The following is a 19,847-nucleotide window of genomic DNA, read 5'->3' on the forward strand; positions in this document are numbered from 1 at the left end:
TAATGATGGCAAAAAAGTTACTTACGTTCGTTGGGCTTTCGCTTGTATTTTTTATAGTTGCGGTCGTTACTGCTGTTCTATTAATGCCGCAGTTAAAAAATTTGCTAAATAACGACACTGCAATTTCTCCGGTCGTTTCTCATATTTCAACCTTTGTCGCGCTAGTGCTTACCCTGCTGATATCGTGGAGGCGTTTAAATGTGAAGTCACAATTAAAATCATACATAAGTTGTGATTTTCGTTACTATGGAATTTCCCTGGTAGGTGTTTTGATTCTTTTTATACTTGTGACCTTGGTAAATAAGTTGTTGGGTATAGGTAACCCTTGGGTCGCAGATTTAATGAGAGGAAATCAAATCACGCTCGCATTTATTTATTTTACGATATTAGTACTAGCTCCATTAAACGAAGAAATTATATTTAGAGGTTTTGCTTTAAACATTGGGAATGCGATCTCAGGGGGTTGGATATCCGTCTGGCTCACGATTGTAATTAGTTGCGGAGGTTTTGCGCTTTTGCACACCCAATATGGGTATACCACTGTTATTTATCTTTTTGTCTTGGCAGTCTGGTTTGCCATCGTTCGTATTAAATCGCAGAGTCTAAGCGTTCCCATCGTTGCACATTCGTTTGCAAGCCTGCTTGGCTCTCTGAATATTTAATAAGTAGTAAAAAACCGCCCTCTACACGAGGGCAGTTTTTTATGCCGCCAAAAGATTTCTAGCAAGAGCTACCTCAACGCTATCTCCGCGTTGATTTAGCGAGTCTAATCCTGATTCAGGTATATCTCCGGACGTAGACTGACTGACTGCAATCTTCTCCGCCATCAATGCCAGGCATCGACTTTGAGAGGACATTGCGTAACCCGCAAATACAACCTCCACTTCTTCTGTTTGACCAATACGCCATGACCGGCGAGCGGCTTGCATCAGAGTGTAAACGTTGTACCCGGTCTGCATGAAAACGATGGACGGAAATTCTAGTAAATCCAATCCAGTTTTCACGAGCTCCGGATTGCAAATCAAAACATCTATTCCTTTATCGACTTGCTCCGCCACCCAATCCTCACGCTTTTCAGTGGGTACGGTCGCGCGCAGTACTGCAACTCTTAGTCCTGCAGCAACAAGCAGCTCCTTCAAGCGTGAGCATGTATCACGTTTGCCGGTGTAACTGGTGTACACCAGGCATTTTCGTCCACGTGATTTTTGCTCAATACAGTAGTCCTTTAACCAGGTTTCCTTGGGTGCTTCCCGTTCTTCATCAAACACCGATGGCGCGAACGCCAACAATGCTTTCGTTCGCGGATGCTTTACGGTTTCCTCGCGAAAACATGTATCTGGCCACGCAAGCAAAACATTAAGCACAACGCCAAGCAAACTGTTGTCGCCCAACCGTAACGATCTTTTCAGTTCCTGGGATAGTGAATATTCCAGGTTCTGATAGAGCTCGCGTTGGTCGTCGTCCATGTCTACCTCAACATAACGTTCGGAGTAGGGTGGCAATACTTTTTGCCCAATATCCTTCAGTTTCAAAAACACCGTAAATGGCAGAATGCATTGCGCAATACCTAGTGGCCCAAAGCCTGGGCCTTTCACCGTGCTAACTACCATTCGCTTACCGCGTGAAGTTCTGTGGTTGTCACCCTCCCGGATCCGCACGATATCTTTAAGTACGCCATGCTCACGCATGAAACCCATCGATGCCGATGCCATCGATCCTCGCTCGTTGCAGCGGTACCCGAGCTCCATCATCCGGTGAGGCATAATTCGCCACAAAAGGAAAAACAGATCAGAAGCATAGCCACCCATAAGGGTGCCAGTCAGCAACAACACCTTTTTAGCGAGGCAGGCGAGTACGCCCATTGCTTGGCCTTGTGCACTCCCTTCGTTTTTGTATTCATGCCCTTCATCGACGATGAGCAAATCAACAAACCCTTTTGGAATGTACCGCTTAAAGAACTCAGTGGGCTGGTAACCGCCCTGGCCAAAACCAAACTCAGCGGTCGCTAGCGCGCGTTCAAGCCGCGAGGCCTGCCGGTCGGTAAAAACCAATTCGCCATCACCATCCATGAGGTTAACGAACTCATAGATGTTGTCGGCAAGCATGGATTCCAGCAACTTAGCACCAAAGGCGCCAATAAGCCTGTCAGCGGTTTTAGGGCCGATGGTAGGCAACTGGCAAAGCGCCTTTCGTACGAGCTCCTCCAGGCTCACTGGAGCGCTTTTGGGGCGCATTAGGGTCCACAGGGGAGAGCCGCAGGCTTTGCAGCCCGTCTGACGCGCCTGGGACTGAATAGCGATAGCGGAAGTTAGCTCGCCATCGTCGTTCAATATCCATTCGCCACAAGCAGGGCAGGCAGGGTGTTCGGTTGCCAGTGCGAAGCGCCTTGACCGATCATCCACCAAGTCCTCATTCACTAATCGCCGAAACTTACGAAGAGTGAAAGCATGTCGCCAGTGATACCCCATCCGCATCCGAACCCGGCCGATAATAAAAAACTCCGGAGTCTTATCGGGCTCAATCCTGAGTACCTGGCGCAGCTTGATCAATTTGGCCAAAGTGTCTGGCCCGTTGAGCACCCAAACACGAGCTCCGGGTATGGTCTCTTGGATTTCTCGTCGCCACTTGTACACCAGGTGAGGGGGGCTAATAACCACGGTGTGTTTGTACCCCTCATGGCGAGCCACTGCAGCCAAGCAGATGGCCATCATGGTTTTGCCCGTCCCCATTTCAGCATTCAATACTGCGGCTTTCTCATGCTGATCAAAGAGCAGCGCTGATAGTGCCTGTACTGCATTTGCCTGTGCTTCAAAGGGTTTGCGGATAAGGGTCTGCAAAACCTCCATCCGCTTAGGGTCCGGCATACCGGAATACACTGGTGGGTTATCCCTTTCCACAGCAGCCATCAAATCGCGCCCAAAATCCTGGATGAAATCGGCGAGCGGAATTACGTTCGCAGTTTCAGTTGGATTAAGCTCGTGATTGAGTTCGTCATCAACCTCAATATTTTCGATTTGCATAAGATTTTCTCACAAAAAAATCCCCGCAAAAGATTCGACCCCTGCGGGCAAAATCCCGCAGGGGTAGGTGGTGGCCTAACGGCCGATGAGTGTGCAAATACACACGATAATGAACACAGGCTCACGCCTCGCCCCTTCCACCGTGTTCACGAGGGGCTTTTAATCACCAAAGGTTACGTTGGTGAGGTACATCCGAAGCACTCATAAGCAAGACCTGTGACTTGATCGCATCCGTGACTAATGACTCGAACTCATCACCAGGCAGTTTCACTCGATATCCCGCTACGCCTTCGCCATCCAGGGAGTGAATCCAGCCCCGGTCGAAAAACTCCGGTACCAGATAGTCCTGCCAGTGATCGAGCAATGGAAGCTGACTCAAATCTTGGATGGCATGCCATAGGCGAGCGCGGACTTCCGTAGGGTCATCCTTGAGGCCACTGAGCACATAACATTCACCACTACCACGATCTGCTCGCTGCAGCGCTGGGTCAAAAACCCAAACATTGCAAAGCGAACCGAGAACAGTAGTAACGGGTGTGCGGCCGGTAAGCTTGGTTAGGCGATCCACCTGGCCTGCAGTGATTTTTTTATGGAGAGCACCAGCTGGTGTTTCCAAGGTAAAACCACGCAAACCAAGTTCATCGCTTCCTGGGAGAGAAAGGCGCGCAATGAACTCTTGCAAAACCGTCTCACCCCCCCAAAAGCTACCAAACACCCACCGCTCACCTTCCAGTGCATACGCATCAACAAACAATGGCGCCGACGCTTCAGCAACGTTGTAGAAGTTCATAAATATCTCCTAACGAATCGTGAATACCTGGCCAAACTCTGCCGAGGTGGGTTCAACATCAATTGCTTTGATAATGGGCACAAACCTATCGGTCAATACCCTCGTCTCCTCTACCGTACCATCCTCATTTTCTGTGATCTCCAAGGAGGATTCCTTCTCCTTGTGAGTACCACCTTTCACGAGAAGCTTTCTGCCACCTGCCGACGTTACTACGCCAGACACCTGACCAGCTGCCAACATCAATGCCAGGTGCCAATCGGAAAGCGCCCGGGCAGGCCTTCGCTTAACAACGGATCGTTGCTTGAAGTGCTGCGCAAAGTCAGTCCATAGGCAGGGGTGTTGCCGGGAAACCTCTTCGACTTGCTCCAGGGTCGGACGAGAGCTCCGAATTTCCAGTGTCTTGTTTTCCATCGCGGTCGTAACAACCGGTATGGCATAAAGACGATCAGGAATCTCCGGAAGCAACGGAGCCAGGTCTCTGTCATTTGCAATAGCGATCAAGTGATTCACTAACGCAGCAGAGGCCTGACCATCCGTTCGCCGACGATGGCCAATAACCACAACTTGCTTGAAGCGCTCTTCCGGGAGACGGTAGCAACTCAGTTCATCGAGGCTACGAACTAACTGCCTAGCCAGGTGCTTATCGAGAACATAGTGCGGAATGATGTAAATCAGCAATCCGCCAAAATGCAGCATAGGAAGTGTCCGAGACAGAAAATACTTCTCCAGTCGATCTCGCCCCGCCGACGACCTATCGCGATATACCTGGTCGGTGATGCGATCACCGTAGGGAGGATTAAGCCAAAGCAAATTGAACTGCCCTGAGCTCACGACGCAATCCTGGATATCGGAATGCACAACATGATCAAGTAAAGTCTTCGCATTGAGCGCGCGTTCGGCCTCATACTCAATACCCGCAGAAAAAGTATCTACATTGAGGGTGTGCAAATAATTTGCACATTCAGCCAACGCGATACCTTCTCCACAGCATGGGTCGATAAGACGAACCTTGCCAGGCTTTACATCGAACATTGCGAGCAGTCGCTCAATCGTGGTTTCATCCGTAGGGAAGTAACCGTTTTTTATAAAATTGCGGGCGAGGCGCTGAAAAATTAAGGCCATAAATTACTCCTTAACCCAGTGTTGCTCGCTAGCAACGAAGCGATAGCCGTTAGCTTTAAGATGGTCTTTTTGCTGACGAAATAACGCGCGATTGATGGTGGGATCAAGCTTGACGCAATTTCCCAAGGGATAAAGAAAACCAAACAAACTTTGGAGTGTGCTGTCCTCATCCAGGGTAGGAGCATCCTCAATGAAATGTGTTGGGTGGCCGCTGCCGGCCAGTTGCCCCAACGGGAGATCAGCCATGTCCTCTTCAAGTGGATCTTGCTCGAAACTTTCTGCGAGCACCGGTTGCGGTGACGCGTCGCGCTTTAACATGATCGCACTCAAGAACGCACGAACTTCAACAACCATTCGTCCTGAGTGAAAGTAGCTGTTCGGCTTGATTTTCTCGATGACAAAGTCACCGGTGTAACTGCCCTCATCGAATTCTTCTATGGAAGAATCTTTGACGGTAAATGAGCCAATTGAACATTCGAGTGTGCCAACATTGAAAGAGCCAAAGCGACCCTCAATCGAGCGAATGTTGATTGTTCCTGGAACTGAAATCATAAAACCTCTCCTACATAAAAAATGCCCTGCAGGAGTTCATACCCTTAGGGAATGAAATCCCCAAGGGCGATGATCGAATCAAGCTGTTGCTCCGCTACTATTTCAGATTCTCCGAGTAGCTTTTAAGATTGGCTGACGCCAACTTAAATTCATTTCGAAACGCACCGCGCGATGCGCTTTGAGATGAATTCGGTCACTCTTTCGAGTGACTGAAATCATTAGATAAGACCTTTCTCCGCAAAAGACGTTGAGCCACTTGGCCCAACAATAATGTGATCGATGACACTCACAGCGATGAGTTGCAGAGCGTCCTGCAAGCGCCGCGTAATGTTTCGGTCTGCATCGCTAGGCGTTGTGTTACCGCTTGGATGATTGTGGCTTAGAATACAGCTTGAAGCATTTAGTTGAAGCGCACGTTTCACAACCTCACGAGGATATACGCTTGCTTGGTCAATGGTTCCTAAAAATAAATCTTCTGCTGAAATTAATTGATGATTGCTATTTAGGAATAGAACACAAAATATTTCTCGTTCCGATTGGCCTAATCGCAAGCGAAGATAATTTGAAGCTATTTCTGGTGAAGTAAAATTTTCCGCATCCGCCATTTTCGCTTCCATTATGCAAAAAGCTGCATGCACTACTTCATCTGCACTGTTGTAGGTGAACATAAATATCTCCCGAAGATAAGACTTGCCTCCAGGAACAGCCACCCGTCCGGATGTCCCGGAGGGGTGAGTGTAGAATCAGGATTTCTCCTCGCTGCTATTTCAGATTCTGTGAGCAGCTAAATAAAATTGGCGACGCCAATCTATTTCAAATAACTCTCTTAAAAGCGATTTGAAATAAAGCCCAATCATTGATTGGGCGCGGCACTCACTTTGGAAAAATTTCCTCCGCAATTCGTTCAATAACGTCGTAATTCATTTTCGCTATGCCTGCTTTCTTCGCGCGGATGCGCAGGAAAACGGTCATCGCTTGATCTTCACTTAAATCGCGACGAACTCTTGCGACGTCGTCTACATGCCATCCGTAGTAGGAAAGCTTTTCCTCCGGATTGGGGTTGAGGTAATGTTGAACTCGCAATGCGAGATCATAAGTGCTGCGAAAATTTCCGAGCTGGGTATTTGGAACCTGGTTTAGCGCTTCGAGGCAGTCCGCCAAAAATTGACGATCTACCAAAACCTGTTGCAAATTTTTCGCTTTGTCGTTTTGAGACATGAAAAGCTCCTTGTGAATGCAAGGAGAAACCCCGTAGGGGTTTCCCCCAGGTGGGTTAAGGTAAGACGGATTAAACCGCTTGTGGATAAAGAACATCTGCATGTTCTTTGATGGTGTTCAGGCAGAGTGGATTGTCCATTTGGCTAGAAGCAACCTGTAACACAATCATGCACTGCTCGGCATTGAGCTCTGGCCGTAACAGTTGAACATCGACAGGCTTCCATTCAACCATAACGCTTTTAGGGCTCGTATCAGTCCCATCAAACATTCTGGCCAATGCCAATAGACTGTGTTCATCGGATTCAGAAAGCGCATCACGCACCTCATAAATATCTTCAGCATCACAGAATCTATTTATTCGCGCGAATACATCTTCCCAGTCGTAATCAATGCTCGGATCGACAATGCAATTTTCTCGATAGTGCAGCCACCGCGATACCAGGTATGCAAAAACTACCTGGTTATATTCGCTCTCCACCGGCAAAGAAATCGCCATATGTTCAAGCCAGGCAAGCATCGCTTCGAAATCCGATTTGATGCCACTGGTTGGCAAAATTGCTTTGTACGTAGTGTAGAAAGCGTCGTTGGTAGCTTGTGAAATGGACATAATTTCTCCTCATAAGTAAGTTTGTGGGGAGAAATCCCAACAGGGATTTTATCCCCATTGGGTTTGTCGAAATGAAAGCGATTTGGCGCGAACTTACAAACTGAAGCAGCGTAAAACTTAAAGCTTGACGCTAGGCTTCAGTGTGCCTTGAAACGGCTGGCTGGCACCACGTCTCAAGGTCGGCTATCTCGATCTTGTTGTTTGGAAATTCCTTAAGATAGACGTCAGGGCCTGCACAGATGATCTCAACAAGAGAGCCTTCCCGTTTAGCCCAATATCTTAAATTTACCTTTTCCAAGCACGTATGAATCTCGGTGATCATTCCTTCATAATATTCGGGAAACGGGTTCATAAATATCTTCAAGGATTATCACGTTGAGTCCACAGATCTTCGCGTAAAGCCAATTCCGCGAGCTCTTTCTTTCGCCAGTATTCAACTGATTCCCGGCTTACCGGTCCTTCTTCGTTGGCTGTTCCGATGTAAAAGCCGGCCGCCGACTCCAAAACCTGTAGTGGCAATCTGATCTGACAATGCGTTTTGGCAAGAAAACCTACCTTCATAATGAACCTCCTTAATTAAAGAAATCCATTAGGTGCCGTCATCCCATTGGATGAATGACCCAATGGGAGTGACAAAAATAAGCGCAATAAAATTCGACCCTATTGCAGCGCTTGTGAGGATCTTTTTAAAGTCACAACGGAAGCCGTTGCCGCTTTAAAATCTTCAATAAAGATGAATGCTTTGTAAAAAACACCCATGTTTATTAGAGATTTATTCGCGTCCATGCGAATAGAAACTTATCTGAATTCGTCGCCGTGAATTACCAACAAGTTAACCATCGAGCACGGTCAAGTCCGCACAACGATTCACGTCAATTTTGCTCGCGGACGGACGCGGTTTAGGTGGGATTTTGCGGCACTACGAACAGTCAGTGCGCTGAGAGTGAATCACGATAATGTACATGATCCATTGTCAACACACTGAAAATCCCGAAGATAAGATGGCCCGGACGTTTACACATCCAGGGCCATGTTTTGATGGGAAGGTATCGCATCTCACTGCGATTGATACGCTGGGGGCAGTTAGAGCCAGTGGGGAGGACGCCAGCCAAGGCAACCACCAGCTCACCCAACGAAAAGATACAAGGATCGTAAAACGATGCGGCAATTAAACCTCGTTCGAGCCGCCAAACCCCTAAGGGCTAAAGGTCGCGGAAACAGCCGCGTCTGGAGAATCGTCATGGTGAAAATGTCGTTTTAACAACATTTTGGCCATGACGCCTCTGGGATGGAGTAATCCATCCCCGAAGCATACATGGCGCGCCAAACCAACACAATCCTACATCCTAATGGGGTTGTTGATAGGTGCGCTGTTGAGCAAATTGCTGGTTCGTTGAGCGAAATGCACCTTGCGGTTTATTGAACTCAAACTCCCAAGCTGTAGCCGCCTTGTTCCAGCGATATCCGAGTGATTTAAGCTCGGCCACCTTGGCCTGGAAATCCGGGTGGCTTTTATCCAGTCTCACAGAGGGTAATACCCAGGCTGTGAGATCTCTCGCCCAGCGATAACCCTCTCCCTTCAGGCGTTCCTTCGTAATTTCGAAGTTTGGCTCCGTCTGGGACAGTTGAACCACGAAAGGGCGATTGTTTGGAGCTTGCGAGGTAGGCTCTTGCGCTAGCTGAGCATTCCGAGCAGATCCTTGAGCATGTACACCAAAATCGGTTGTAGTGGCTTTTTCATTCCGCTTCAGCTTCATCGTCTGATCACCCACTTTGAGATGGAGGATATTGATAAGCTTTGCCGAATAGTTAACCCCTAACTTACCTGGTGTCTGGCTTTCGGGACCGTACACAAATGGTTTTGCACGGTAGTCCGCCAGTCGTAAGCCAACGAATACTTTTGTGTCCGGATCGTTAATGTGCTCCACAAACGGCAGCAGTTCATTAAGGGCCTTTTCACAAGGTATTTTCAACGAGATGAAAGTCTTATCAGGGTTGAGTGGATTTCCTTCCAGCATGCAAAAATTTGCAGACCAGAAAGGAGCAAAATCCTGACCGGACTTCGGGTTAACCAATTCAAGTGAATCAAGGTAACCCAAACCTTCAGTATGGGCGTTGAAATAATTTATTGGGGCTGATTGAGCTTTGGAATTCGAAATCATGTTAATTCTCCGGGGGTAGAAAAAGAAAAACCCGGAGGCAACAGACTCCCGACGGGAGTAGTTCCCATCGGGCAAGATGAAGAAGCCAAAGCTTCAGAAATGAATATAAACGCCGTCTTTCGACACGATCCCATTACAGCGCTTGTGGGGATCTCTTAAAAGGCTCAACGAATAGCCGTTGAAGCTCTTACAAATGAAATGGTAGTCAACCTCGTTGCGCATCGCAAGCATAGAAGGTGATCTAGTCGAGATTCGGGGAAGTTGGCGTGGGGTACGTCTTACTGAATCAAAAAATAAAATCCCCGGGTTAACGCTCGGGGATTTTATAGTTTGATAAATACATCACGCTGCAGCGTTCGCATCAGAATCAGGTAATTCAGTTGAAGCGAAATAAGCATCGACATTTGCAGTCACTGCTGTCATCAACTCAACGTGAAAATCTAACTCGATTTTCGCACGACGCGTTGCAAGAGTTTCCTTATCGGCAATTCCTGCTCCGAGCAGCTTTTCTTTATCAGCTTCTATCCGTGGGGACAGTTGCTCTTTAGGGCTAACAGATTTAACTTCATTTCCGTTCTGACGCAGGCTTGCACCGTGATCAGCGTAAGCGCGAGTAGCACCTGGACGCTGGCCGTAAGTAGCAAACATGTTCAGTTCGGTGTGAACACCAATCTCAGCATTTACAAGTTTGCGCACGAGCATTTGAGCAGCTTCCTGAGACAGATTGACAGAAACGTAGTAACGCTCCTCTCCATCTTTCAAGCCCACATTGAGGTACGGTGTTGGGCGGCCATCAACATCACGCTCGATAACGCGGGCACTGTTAAGAATGCCTGATACATTAATCGGCGTAATACCTTTTTGACGCAAAAAATCCAGAGCCTTTGCAGACGCCGAATCGCCTTTATTGCCCTTGTACCCCTTTTTAGCTTCTTCGTCGCCAACGAGTGCTTTCGCATCGCTGATGAGCGCCTCAGATTCTGGGGTGGAAAAATACAGCATTCCCAAGAATGCACTGTAACGCAAGTTAAAAGCGGAATGATTGGTTTTGGTTTGAATAGCCATGATGTTATCTCCGGGATAGAAAAATAAAAAAGCCCGAAGAGAAAACTGACCCCCGATGGGAGTAGTTTTCCCATCGGGCAATGATGATGAAGCCAAAGCTTCAGATTAGTGAGTCTAAACGCGGTCTTGCGACTTGATCCCTTTGCAGCGTTTATGGGGACCTCTATAAAGGTTCAACGAACGCCGTTGATGCCTTAACACACTCAGTCTAGCGCTAACCCTAAATGGGTTCAAGATGAAACAGCGGAAATGGCGAGTGCATTACTCGACAGCCCACCATATTTTCTCCCACTCAGGATGCGATTGGTAAAAGCTAGAAAGCCACATGTGATGAAGCGCCAATCGCGGATCCTCATCAGCGAGGAAGCAGAACGTGTACATACTGCAGATAATACCGAAAGCGTCTTTGGACACCACGCCGGAATAGTTTCGTCCGAATGGCAAATCAATAAGGAAGTTTTCTCCGGAGCTGGGTGCCATGTAAAAGCCACCGTTACCGAGCTCGAAAAAATCCCACTGATCAAAAACGTATTTGGCACAGATTCTTTCAGCAATATGGTGCGTGAAGTTCTCGAAACGGAAGTGCGCTTTTGGAAAATGCAAAGCAAGCACTTTTGCTCGATCCTGTTCAGGAACCTTTACAGAAAAAACGGAATTAGGCGAAACGGCCAAGCATGACATAGTTATCTCCTGTAGAAATGAAAAAACCCGAGGAGATAAACTTGTCCCGTTGGGAAAATTTATCCCAACGGGTTTGTATCTGACGTTGAGGCTTACGCCTCGAACTTGATGATAAGCACAACCTTTCGGTTTGACTCTGTTGCGGTGCTATTGAAAGTCTACTAACAAGTCCAGCATTGCTGAGCTTGGAAAAATATTAAATCCAATTTCAATTAATCACAAGTGACTATAGCGACATCTTTGTACTGAAAATATTTTTCCGCTAATTCCGAAAATAGAATCTTTTGAAATCCCAGATTTCCGGTTTCACTTTCGTAACATATTTCGCATTCCCTATCGACTTTAGAGTTCCCAAGATAGTTCAAAAACTGCATATATGCATCGCTGTTCATGTCCGGACAAGCCGCTAAGCTTCGTGCAATTTGGTTGATAATCCGCTGGCGCGTTCGATAGCGCCGAGACCGATTGGCCGACTGCTTTCTTTTCATTTCTGGAGTCGAAATGACTGGGCGTCCGCGCAACTTGGCGATACCAAATGCATCCTCCGTGCGTTGGTCAAATTTATCTTTCATTTTTGCTAGTGGCACCAGAAATTTGCGTGACGTCACGCCTAATGTTCGTAGATCAAGTACTCAGCAATTCCAGCTGTTCCCGATGATCCTGCCCCATGGCTCTATGAATCTTAGCGCTGGCACCAGCGTTCCGGCCTGCGTGTGCGGCACTCAAATCTCGCTTGGTAACTTTGCGAGTCTCCAATGTTATGTTGACTACCTCTGGGTATTGTTTCGCAATATACGCAGAGATAATTTCGTCGGCCGCTGGATCAGCTTCTGCAAATTTCGCGATTACATTCCAGACCGACGTAACCCAATGCTCCGCAAAGATTTCACCTTGGCGCCGTTTGGAAGAAAGTCGGCAACGGGAGGACATGGCTGCAACGTAATTGCGCCTATCCTGGATAAGTTGACGATGCAGAACATCGAACGTGTAGGTAGCAAAGTCCGGTTGATTTCCAACGCCGATAATCACTGCTTCTTTTCGAATCAATTTTTCGGTGATAACGGTGCAGGAGAACGCCTGAGCGCAGGTATTGGCTAATTTAATCAGCCAAGTTGGCGGGCGTACACCGATGTTAAAGCGGGAGGTGACGGCAGCAGACGCGATGATGTCGGCCCTTCCTAGGTTATGGGCTGCCATTAAGGCCTTCGCCTGGCGCCAAGCAATTTCAGCTTCATGTGGATTGGAAGATTTTGCCATTGCCAAGCACTTGGATATTTTTTCCATAATGCGTTGATTAATATTTTCTGTCATGTCTCCTCCGCTACTTTCAGAAATTTATTAATTTTGTAACAGGGCATGTAGCAGTCGGCATTTGAAACTCACCGCGCCGAAGACGAGTGCGCCTATCAATTATTTCTTCAACAGTTAATTGGGATGGTTGTTCTGGATAACTTGCGCCGGTCGGATTCAAATATGGTCCGTTGTGGTCATAGGTTGGATGGAAATATTCGCTCCAAATCGAGATGTCGTCCTTGCAGCCGAAATATCTGTAGATATGGATGAGATCTCTCGCAACTTCATTTTTTTTACCTGCGTCAAACGAGAGCCTGAAGGCGCTTAACGCACCGGAATAGTTAGAAGCTCTAGCCTGAGCTTCCGCTCTTCGTAATAAACCGATTGGTGATTTTCCGACGTATTGATCCCATTCACTGGCTAGCTGAAATGTGCGTTCCTCATCGTAGACGTTTGCCTGAATAAACGAGTCTATATTTCTGTAAGCCACCAAGGTCGAAATCACTTTGGAACTGTTAAATTGTCTTTTGCAATCCCAGTCATCAATCTTCATGCATTCAATAAGTACCATCCTTAGTCTTTCGAAGTTTGATTGGGTTGGTGAGGTTGTATATTCTGCAATTGCGGCGTTTGTCTCTGAATCGATTTTCACCTCATGCAAAGTCGATCTCAAAAATAAATAGATAATAGCAACTGCCAGAAATATTCCAACTAGAATATCCCACCTAAATTTTTCAAAAAAAAGCGATTTTAAGTTCATGGCATTATCCGAAAAGAGACCGCCCCGGATCACCGGGATGATCAAGCAGACCGCGCTAACGATCAATTCAAATACTGTGGTAGAAATTTGGTAAAAATGCCCTCCATGGCGCAGGGTAAAGCGATTAATTTATATGCAGGATTAAAAGAAGCCTGCTATAGCGGCCGAGGTTTTTTTATACATCGGGTCTTGAGCTTCTTCGAGTTTTAGATTTGATTTATTTGCTGTCGTCACTATGCGCGTTGCATATTCTTTTTGGTTGGATTGTTCGGTGGAGGATTGATGAACGCCACCGTTGTCCGAAACTTTCGTAGTAATGCTCGTGTCGCGGGTCACTAACACGCCTGACTTTGCGCGCTCTTTGATTTGTACATCGCATACAAGCATGTAGGTGACATCTTTTACCAATGCGCCACTGATCAAATCGGTTGCACCACCGACGACAGCGCCAGCAAGAGCGCCTTTGTAGCCATTGTTGGTCGCCCCTCCAATTGCGGCGCCCGCCAAGACGCCTCCACCCTGATACCCTCTGCCAAGCGCCTGCTGTGATGCGGTAGGCGATGCTTTCTCCAGGTTAAGAACGAAGGCGCTCAGTACGTATTGCGCTTTTTCTGGATCGTCGATAATTTTGTAGCCATTGGAGTTCGTTGAGAAGGAATCTATAAGTAGGCGTTTAAACACGGCGCGATCAAATTCCTGCACACCGCTTTTAACATCAACATAAATAGTTCTCTTTTCGGGCGATACCGGATCCACGAAAATTGCTGTGCTCGTTTTGGTTTGGACATCAAGATCTTTTTTGGAAATGGCAACTTCGGTTGCTGCGCAACCCATTAAAGTTGCGACTATTGAAAATGCCGATATCAATTTAACGTGTCGCAAAATACGCATAAAAAACTCCTGTTTCTAAATTAACTATTGATTTCGTTTGGTAAAAATATCTACCAGCTTTTTAGAGCTGGACTTCTTTTCAACTTCATCCGGCTTTAAGTCAACGCCATGGATTCGAAAGAACCCAAGAGTGTCACGATCAATGTGTTCCACCAGGCGCTCATAGTGATGCCTTATTTCCTGGTGGTCATGGGTTTTACTGAATTTGAGTAGTGCAATTAAATCGCAAAAATCTTTGTGAACCAGAAATGTTTGCTTGCCATGCAATTGTGCGGTGATTGCAAGATTATTTATTCTTATTAACGTGCCAGTTCGAAATCGCAATTCTCCAAGCCTAAAAGAATAATCTGTCATCGCATTCACCAATCGCATTTATTTTCTTCGGAAAGCGCTAGCAAATTTTTTCGCGGGCTGTCGATTTGGAGGTATGGAGGGGTGGTTACGTTCGGCCTGCTTGCGTAGGTAAATTTCTTCTCTGTCGATTGCCACGGTGGGATCTGCTTGAACGCCGATACGTACTTGATTTCCCTTAACGCCCAGTACGGTGATCACAATTTCGTGGTCGCCGACGATGAGGGATTCGCTAATGCGGCGAGTTAAAATCAGCATGATTATTCCTTTTTTAGTGTGTTAGTGAAGTTGTGGCAGAGGGCTTTACGGAAAACCAAATAGTACGGTGGAGATCATCTACTTCTAGCGTCCAAGCAGGACCAGCAATCGTCTCCAGGGCGTCTTTCAATCGAATCGGTCCCATATTACGCACCACGGATGGCAGAGGCAGGGCAGTCAAAGCTTGGTCATCAACATGTTGTTCCCAGCGATATCCGGAACCGTTCAATGTTTCGGTGATCGCCTCACCCACTGTTCGTACATCGATTCCGAAGTTCATGGTGAGGATAGAAGTGAGCGGTTGTCGCTGATCGCCTTGCGGCTCCACTTTAGTGAGTGTGTAACGATCGGTTTTGACTTCCTCAGCTGCTTGGCTGCCGCAAGTTGTCATCATTAGCGCGAATCCAAAGCAGGCGATATTTCGTAGTTTCATAGTAACTCCAAGGTGGTTTGGTTAGTGGGGCCAAGCAAAGTGCTTACACGTAGGGAAGTTGCTGCAGCCAATAAAAGACTTTCCAGCGTTCTTGCCGCCTTCTTTGAATTTCTTCATAGAAAGTGTTCCGGTGGTGCAGTCCGGGCATTTTTGTCCAGGCATCGATTTGGTTTGAGCCGTTGTCTCTGCTTTGGGCGTCAATGGCTTTTGTCCATTGCTAGAGGGCTTGGAAGGCTTACTCTTAGTTTGGGCTGTCGGGGAACAGGACAAATCGAACGCGCTGACTGTGTCCGGTAAGGCAGCTCCCCTAAAGGCTGCTAATTCCCTATCCAGCGCATTCCATGCAGCGGTAACTACCGCCAGATAGTCAGATTTGCGATGTGCAATTAAGTCAAAGGACTGCTCGATCCGGGCGGTGTATCCATAATCCAGGAAGGAGAAGTGACCATCGAGCGCCAAGACAGTTGCTGTGCCTCGTGTAGTAGGGTCGAGTCGCAAACTCTTTGCTCGTGTGATATAGCCGACCGAGAGGATTCTTTCGATAGTGGATGCGTAGGTACTTGGTCGGCCAATTCCTAATTTATCCAGCTTTTCAACCAACGTTTTCTCGGTAAAACGCTCTGGTGGTTTTGTAGTTTTTATCTGCAGGTCAACTTTCAAGGGCTGAAGCTGTTCGCCAATCTCAAGCCTTGGCAATTTGCTCTGCTCAGCAACTGGATCAGCAGGTGAGTTGGTATTATCTAAAGCAGTGGCAGCTTCAATTACTTCCTTGTCGGTGCCAAACTTTTGCGCAGCAGCTCGCCATCCAGCTTCCTTGGCAGACCGAGCACGAGCTATAAATGCATCGCTGTGAGCATTCTCAAAGGTAACTACAGTCGCTAGGTCTAGCCCATCACTCAACTGCGATTCAAGAGTGATCTGCCACACCAGGCGATAGACGGAAATTAGTAATGGATCCTCAACACCTGAGATAAGTGCGTCTTGTAAGTTGATATCCGTCGCCCTCAGGCATTCGTGGCCTTCTTGAGCGTTCGCTGATGCTTTGTAATCGCGTGGGCTTGCTGGTACCGGGAGATTCTGGATTTTGGCAAAAGCTCTAATATTAGTTACCGCTTCAGCTGACATCGTTGGACTGTCAGTACGGTGATAGGTGATCAGCCCTTGCTCGTATAATTTCTGCGCCGCGTCCATTGCTTGTTTGGTGGTGAGTTTCAATGCTGCCGCCATCAATCGTACGAAAGAGCTGGTTGTTAACGGCTTGGGTGGTAGCACGACCCTGGGTTTCGAGTCAGAGGAGATCACCTTGAGCGACTGGGTGCGATCAACAACTTCTTGGGCTGTTGCTCGCAAGGTAACTAGTTCACCGTCCTTAATCTCTGGCTTCCAGGTTGCGAAGAACGGTATCGCGGATTTTTCCAATGAGACAGTAATGCCATAGTGCTGAATAGCTACAAAGCTGGTTATTTCCTTCTCGCGTTCAACAACCAGCTTTACGGCGACCGATTGGACACGACCTGATGTAAGGAATCCGGTGTTTCCGAGTGACTTAAACTTCTTGGTGAGTTCAGGGGATACTTGGTAGCCAACGTATCGATCAATAATTCGTCTTGCTTCCTGGGCACGGACAAGGGGCCAGTCAATACTACGTTTGTTTTTAATTGCCAGATTAAGGGCGGCCTTCGACACTTCTGTGTAGGTAATTCGTGCAATTTTAGAGGCAGATGCTTTACCAATTGTGTTAGCGACGTGAGCGGCGATGGCTTCGCCTTCTCGGTCTGGGTCTGTCGCAAGGTAAATTACATCGGCTTGTTTAGCGGCGGCAATGAGATCCCTCTCCACTTGATACTTACCTTCCATGACAACCCATTCAGGTTTGTGGTCTGGAGGTTCAACGCCCATCCGGTCGGTGGGCAGGTCTTTGAAATGGCCAATGGTGGGAATTATTTTAAATTCCGGGAAATATCCCCGGAATTTTTTTGCCTTGTTTGGTGATTCAACTACGAGGAGAACATTCATGTTCAGCTCCCACTAATCCGTTAGTTTTGAAGTTGTTGGGAATCGAAAGGAATGCTGTCACTGCTATCGTTTTCGGTAATGAATTCGTGGTTACCAGCGTCTGGTTGGCGTGGTTTACGCTTCGAATAAACGACGTCGTCAACGCCTAATAAAACTAGTGCGATGTAGGTCGCATCGATGTGTAGTGCAGTCGCCGTTTGGCCCGCACGTTCGCCTTTCTGAATAATGTATTCCTGTTGGCTTTGCTCGCCGACGACGAGGACACGGCAACCCTTTACCAACAGCTTGTGATTTATTTCAGCAAGTCGTCCCCATTGACTCACAGTGGCCCAAAATCCGCCAACATCTTCGTAAGCGCCGCTCTTCTGTTTTTGAACGTCGAAGCGGACATCTAATTCGAGCACTGGGCGTTGCTCGGTTCCGTTGGCCGTTGGTACTGGAACATATCTCAGTACTGGATCTGCGCCCAGGTTTCCTTCGTCGATAAATATATTACGCATTGCACTCTCCATTGATAAATTGGGAATGCTATGGTTGTTTACAGCACTAAATTTCTCTAGCGTTTAATTGCTGAATGTTTGTGCATATTAGAGCTCATCAATATCGCTCACGTTTCCAACGTCGTTGTGTTCCAGGATCGCGGGAATTATTTCCACATCACTTTTACTGATTGCTTGCTCGACTAACTCCAAACGGCGTATTTCATTGTCCAAGGAAACAGCCGTGACACTCCATGGCTTCTCCCCGAGTTCTGCGAATAAGTCCATCACTCTCGTTTGTTCTTCTATAAATCTACTTTCATCAACAATGCTATAAACGACTGTCATGTGTTTCATGGGTGGCACCTGAAAAAAAGGCGCTCCGAAGAGCGCCTGCAAGGTATTTTGACTTGACGTTGATTGATTTCTCTTAACCAACACTATCAGTCTAATGATCTGTTTGATGCGTAACGAGGCGAAAACTAAAATAACAATGTGCAGATTAATTTCGCAGGACAACACCGTCGGCCCAACTGCGGTCAATTAGGTCTTCCAGCAACGTTCTATCGCGCGTTCGCGTAACCGTGATTCCACCTTGCGACTTTAATCGTGGTTTAGGAGTACGATTGTTTCGGTTCGATCCTTCATCGATATTTAGTTTCCTCGCCCAAAGAAATTTAATGTATTGTAAAAATTTTGTATTCCAAGATTGGCTAGTGCGTCCGGTATCTGACCAATAGATTATGAAATCAACTATTCGGCTATTCGCAAATTCGAGATCAATGTTGGCGGCTCGTAGCACATCTATCACAGCATCACTTGGCTTCCAATCAGATGGAATTTTTGTAGAAATATTTGTGGTCTCAAGCGCCGCTTTGTATCTTCGCCATTGATTCTTTACATGTATTGTAAATTTGCTGTTCCACGTATTACTAAGCTCGCCTCGTTCGTTCCAGTAAATAACAAATTCAGGAATTGAATCCTCAATAAATTCAGAGCTAATTTTAAGAGTGATCGTCAGCGCTTGAAATGCTGATTCGCTCGGTCTCCAACCTCGATCCATTGATAGCAGAGCAGTTGTTGGAGGTGGTGCGATTGTTTCGGTCTTCCCATCGTCGCAGGCTACTAGTTTCGCTCGCCAACGTTGTAGAATAAATTTAATAAATTGAGCTCTTAACGATAGGGAGCTAGTGGGCGACAGCTTGATCTGATTTTGAAAGGCGGCGATACAACCCTGAACGAAATCAGTAGGGATATTGTGCAGCGCTACTTGCTCAATTAGAGCCTCGTCAGGCATCCAGTTTTCACTTAATTCATTTTTTGCGAGATTCATAATCTAAAGAGATCCTGCTTATTTTTCTAGCGATAAAGATGATAAGTGGTTGCATGACTGCCAACATTCCAATTGCGTAGACGGAGTTAGAAAATTTATCGAAATCGCGCTGGAGTGCATTTGAAATTTCTTCAAATGTAAAAGCATTGTGCGTGCCGCCATACCATAAAATTGCTGCGACCCCGCCTACAATTATCGTGAATCCTACTAATAGCCCATTCCAAAATTTATTGTTCATCGTGTGAGCTCCGACGCGTGTTGTTAGTATTCGTCTTTAGGCAAGCCAACTAGCTTCTCTGATATTGCATCAAACATATCAAGGTTGTGATAGGAAATTACCAGCTTGCCCGCTTTCTCATTTTTTGAATCTGCAATTATTTGGATATCAAAACCGGTTTGTTCTGAGTAGCTATTTGATAGTCGCTCCAAGTCTCGTATAAATTTTCCGTTATGATTGCCGGAGATCCTCTTCCTTAGGCTCACTACGCTTAGCCTTTTAGCAATTGCTTCCCTGGCGAAAAATTCTTGCTTCGCCAAGTCACTACTTGCGAGAACCTTGGCTTGGGAAAACGAAATTTTTCCCTGCTGGAAGAAACTAAATACTTCAGGTGTTAGTTTGGTATAAACCCTTCGATAGTGGCGTAGTTCGTAGTCCGCTATTCCGGCGTGCTTTTGAATGGCGCTGGCTTTCACGCCGCGCTCATCCAGGTCAGCAATCAACTTTGACTTAGTGGCGTGATCGCTCGCAGTTTTCAGCTCCGCTAAAAGTTCTAACGCTCTGGCTGTCAGGATTGCTTGTTTCATGGAGACGCCCGA

At 46.9% G+C, this 19,847-nt stretch carries 25 protein-coding genes; 1 reads left to right on the forward strand and 24 read right to left on the reverse strand.

Annotated elements, in window-relative coordinates; all coding sequences use genetic code 11:
- The first annotated feature begins 2 nt into the window (after positions 1–2).
- Positions 3–662, forward strand: coding sequence for a CPBP family intramembrane glutamic endopeptidase (locus IE104_RS12920; protein ID WP_189419168.1), 660 nt, complete (start codon positions 3–5; stop codon positions 660–662).
- Positions 663–701: 39 nt separating this feature from the next.
- On the opposite strand, the gene IE104_RS12925 is transcribed toward IE104_RS12920, so the two are convergent.
- The 24 genes from IE104_RS12925 to IE104_RS13040 form a co-directional block, all read right to left on the reverse strand.
- Positions 702–3,020, reverse strand: a complete 2,319-nt coding sequence (locus IE104_RS12925) for a DEAD/DEAH box helicase family protein (protein WP_189419169.1) — start codon at positions 3,018–3,020, stop codon at positions 702–704.
- Positions 3,021–3,183: 163 nt separating this feature from the next.
- Entirely contained in the window at positions 3,184–3,810 is a 627-nt protein-coding gene (locus IE104_RS12930) for a hypothetical protein (protein WP_189419171.1), read from the reverse strand.
- A gap of 9 nt (positions 3,811–3,819) precedes the next feature.
- Entirely contained in the window at positions 3,820–4,932 is a 1,113-nt protein-coding gene (locus IE104_RS12935) for a DUF6094 domain-containing protein (RefSeq protein WP_189419173.1), read from the reverse strand.
- A gap of 3 nt (positions 4,933–4,935) precedes the next feature.
- On the reverse strand, positions 4,936–5,484 hold the full coding sequence (locus IE104_RS12940; protein WP_189419175.1) for a DUF3275 family protein: 549 nt from the start codon (positions 5,482–5,484) through the stop codon (positions 4,936–4,938).
- 218 nt (positions 5,485–5,702) lie between these two features.
- Entirely contained in the window at positions 5,703–6,152 is a 450-nt protein-coding gene (locus IE104_RS12945; RefSeq protein ID WP_229837902.1) for a JAB domain-containing protein, read from the reverse strand.
- A gap of 205 nt (positions 6,153–6,357) precedes the next feature.
- Positions 6,358–6,702, reverse strand: a complete 345-nt coding sequence (locus IE104_RS12950) for a hypothetical protein (protein ID WP_189419176.1) — start codon at positions 6,700–6,702, stop codon at positions 6,358–6,360.
- 70 nt (positions 6,703–6,772) lie between these two features.
- Positions 6,773–7,309 (reverse strand): hypothetical protein, encoded by a 537-nt coding sequence (locus tag IE104_RS12955; protein WP_189419178.1) that lies wholly within the window; start codon positions 7,307–7,309, stop codon positions 6,773–6,775.
- Positions 7,310–7,669: 360 nt separating this feature from the next.
- Positions 7,670–7,870, reverse strand: a complete 201-nt coding sequence (locus IE104_RS12960) for a hypothetical protein (RefSeq protein ID WP_189419180.1) — start codon at positions 7,868–7,870, stop codon at positions 7,670–7,672.
- 785 nt (positions 7,871–8,655) lie between these two features.
- Positions 8,656–9,471, reverse strand: a complete 816-nt coding sequence (locus tag IE104_RS12965) for a DUF3577 domain-containing protein (RefSeq protein ID WP_189419182.1) — start codon at positions 9,469–9,471, stop codon at positions 8,656–8,658.
- A gap of 342 nt (positions 9,472–9,813) precedes the next feature.
- On the reverse strand, positions 9,814–10,536 hold the full coding sequence (locus tag IE104_RS12970; RefSeq protein WP_189419183.1) for a hypothetical protein: 723 nt from the start codon (positions 10,534–10,536) through the stop codon (positions 9,814–9,816).
- Between the two features lie 261 nt (positions 10,537–10,797).
- Positions 10,798–11,217 (reverse strand): antirestriction protein, encoded by a 420-nt coding sequence (locus IE104_RS12975; protein WP_189419185.1) that lies wholly within the window; start codon positions 11,215–11,217, stop codon positions 10,798–10,800.
- Positions 11,218–11,429: 212 nt separating this feature from the next.
- A complete protein-coding gene (locus tag IE104_RS12980) occupies positions 11,430–11,789 on the reverse strand; it encodes a hypothetical protein (RefSeq protein ID WP_189419187.1) in 360 nt (119 codons plus the stop codon).
- A 52-nt stretch (positions 11,790–11,841) separates the two neighbouring features.
- Positions 11,842–12,528 (reverse strand): DUF7168 domain-containing protein, encoded by a 687-nt coding sequence (locus tag IE104_RS12985; RefSeq protein ID WP_189419189.1) that lies wholly within the window; start codon positions 12,526–12,528, stop codon positions 11,842–11,844.
- A 16-nt stretch (positions 12,529–12,544) separates the two neighbouring features.
- Positions 12,545–13,270, reverse strand: a complete 726-nt coding sequence (locus IE104_RS12990) for a tetratricopeptide repeat protein (RefSeq protein ID WP_189419191.1) — start codon at positions 13,268–13,270, stop codon at positions 12,545–12,547.
- A gap of 141 nt (positions 13,271–13,411) precedes the next feature.
- On the reverse strand, positions 13,412–14,161 hold the full coding sequence (locus tag IE104_RS12995) for a complement resistance protein TraT (RefSeq protein WP_189419193.1): 750 nt from the start codon (positions 14,159–14,161) through the stop codon (positions 13,412–13,414).
- A 24-nt stretch (positions 14,162–14,185) separates the two neighbouring features.
- Positions 14,186–14,515: a hypothetical protein gene (locus IE104_RS13000; RefSeq protein WP_189419195.1), complete on the reverse strand. Its 330-nt coding sequence runs from the start codon at positions 14,513–14,515 to the stop codon at positions 14,186–14,188.
- Positions 14,516–14,533: 18 nt separating this feature from the next.
- A complete protein-coding gene (csrA, locus tag IE104_RS13005; RefSeq protein ID WP_189419196.1) occupies positions 14,534–14,770 on the reverse strand; it encodes a carbon storage regulator CsrA in 237 nt (78 codons plus the stop codon).
- A gap of 13 nt (positions 14,771–14,783) precedes the next feature.
- Positions 14,784–15,203: a PFGI-1 class ICE element type IV pilus protein PilL2 gene (gene pilL2 / locus IE104_RS13010; protein ID WP_189419198.1), complete on the reverse strand. Its 420-nt coding sequence runs from the start codon at positions 15,201–15,203 to the stop codon at positions 14,784–14,786.
- A 21-nt stretch (positions 15,204–15,224) separates the two neighbouring features.
- Entirely contained in the window at positions 15,225–17,219 is a 1,995-nt protein-coding gene (locus tag IE104_RS13015) for a type IA DNA topoisomerase (protein WP_189419200.1), read from the reverse strand.
- Positions 17,220–17,239: 20 nt separating this feature from the next.
- Complete coding sequence (locus tag IE104_RS13020) at positions 17,240–17,719, reverse strand: single-stranded DNA-binding protein (protein ID WP_189419202.1); 480 nt, start codon at positions 17,717–17,719, stop codon at positions 17,240–17,242.
- An 87-nt stretch (positions 17,720–17,806) separates the two neighbouring features.
- Entirely contained in the window at positions 17,807–18,055 is a 249-nt protein-coding gene (locus tag IE104_RS13025) for a hypothetical protein (protein WP_189419204.1), read from the reverse strand.
- Positions 18,056–18,200: 145 nt separating this feature from the next.
- The gene (locus IE104_RS13030) at positions 18,201–19,031 is read right to left on the reverse strand and encodes a DnaT-like ssDNA-binding domain-containing protein (protein ID WP_189419206.1); all 831 of its coding nucleotides are present in this window, start codon (positions 19,029–19,031) and stop codon (positions 18,201–18,203) included.
- A complete protein-coding gene (locus IE104_RS13035) occupies positions 19,012–19,269 on the reverse strand; it encodes a hypothetical protein (protein ID WP_189419207.1) in 258 nt (85 codons plus the stop codon). Before IE104_RS13035 ends, IE104_RS13030 begins: the two co-directional genes overlap by 20 nt.
- A 23-nt stretch (positions 19,270–19,292) precedes the next feature.
- On the reverse strand, positions 19,293–19,835 hold the full coding sequence (locus IE104_RS13040) for a ParB/RepB/Spo0J family partition protein (protein ID WP_189419209.1): 543 nt from the start codon (positions 19,833–19,835) through the stop codon (positions 19,293–19,295).
- Positions 19,836–19,847: the final 12 nt, after the last annotated feature.

The organism is Cellvibrio zantedeschiae, from assembly GCF_014652535.1.
Classification (GTDB): Bacteria; Pseudomonadota; Gammaproteobacteria; order Pseudomonadales; family Cellvibrionaceae; genus Cellvibrio; species Cellvibrio zantedeschiae.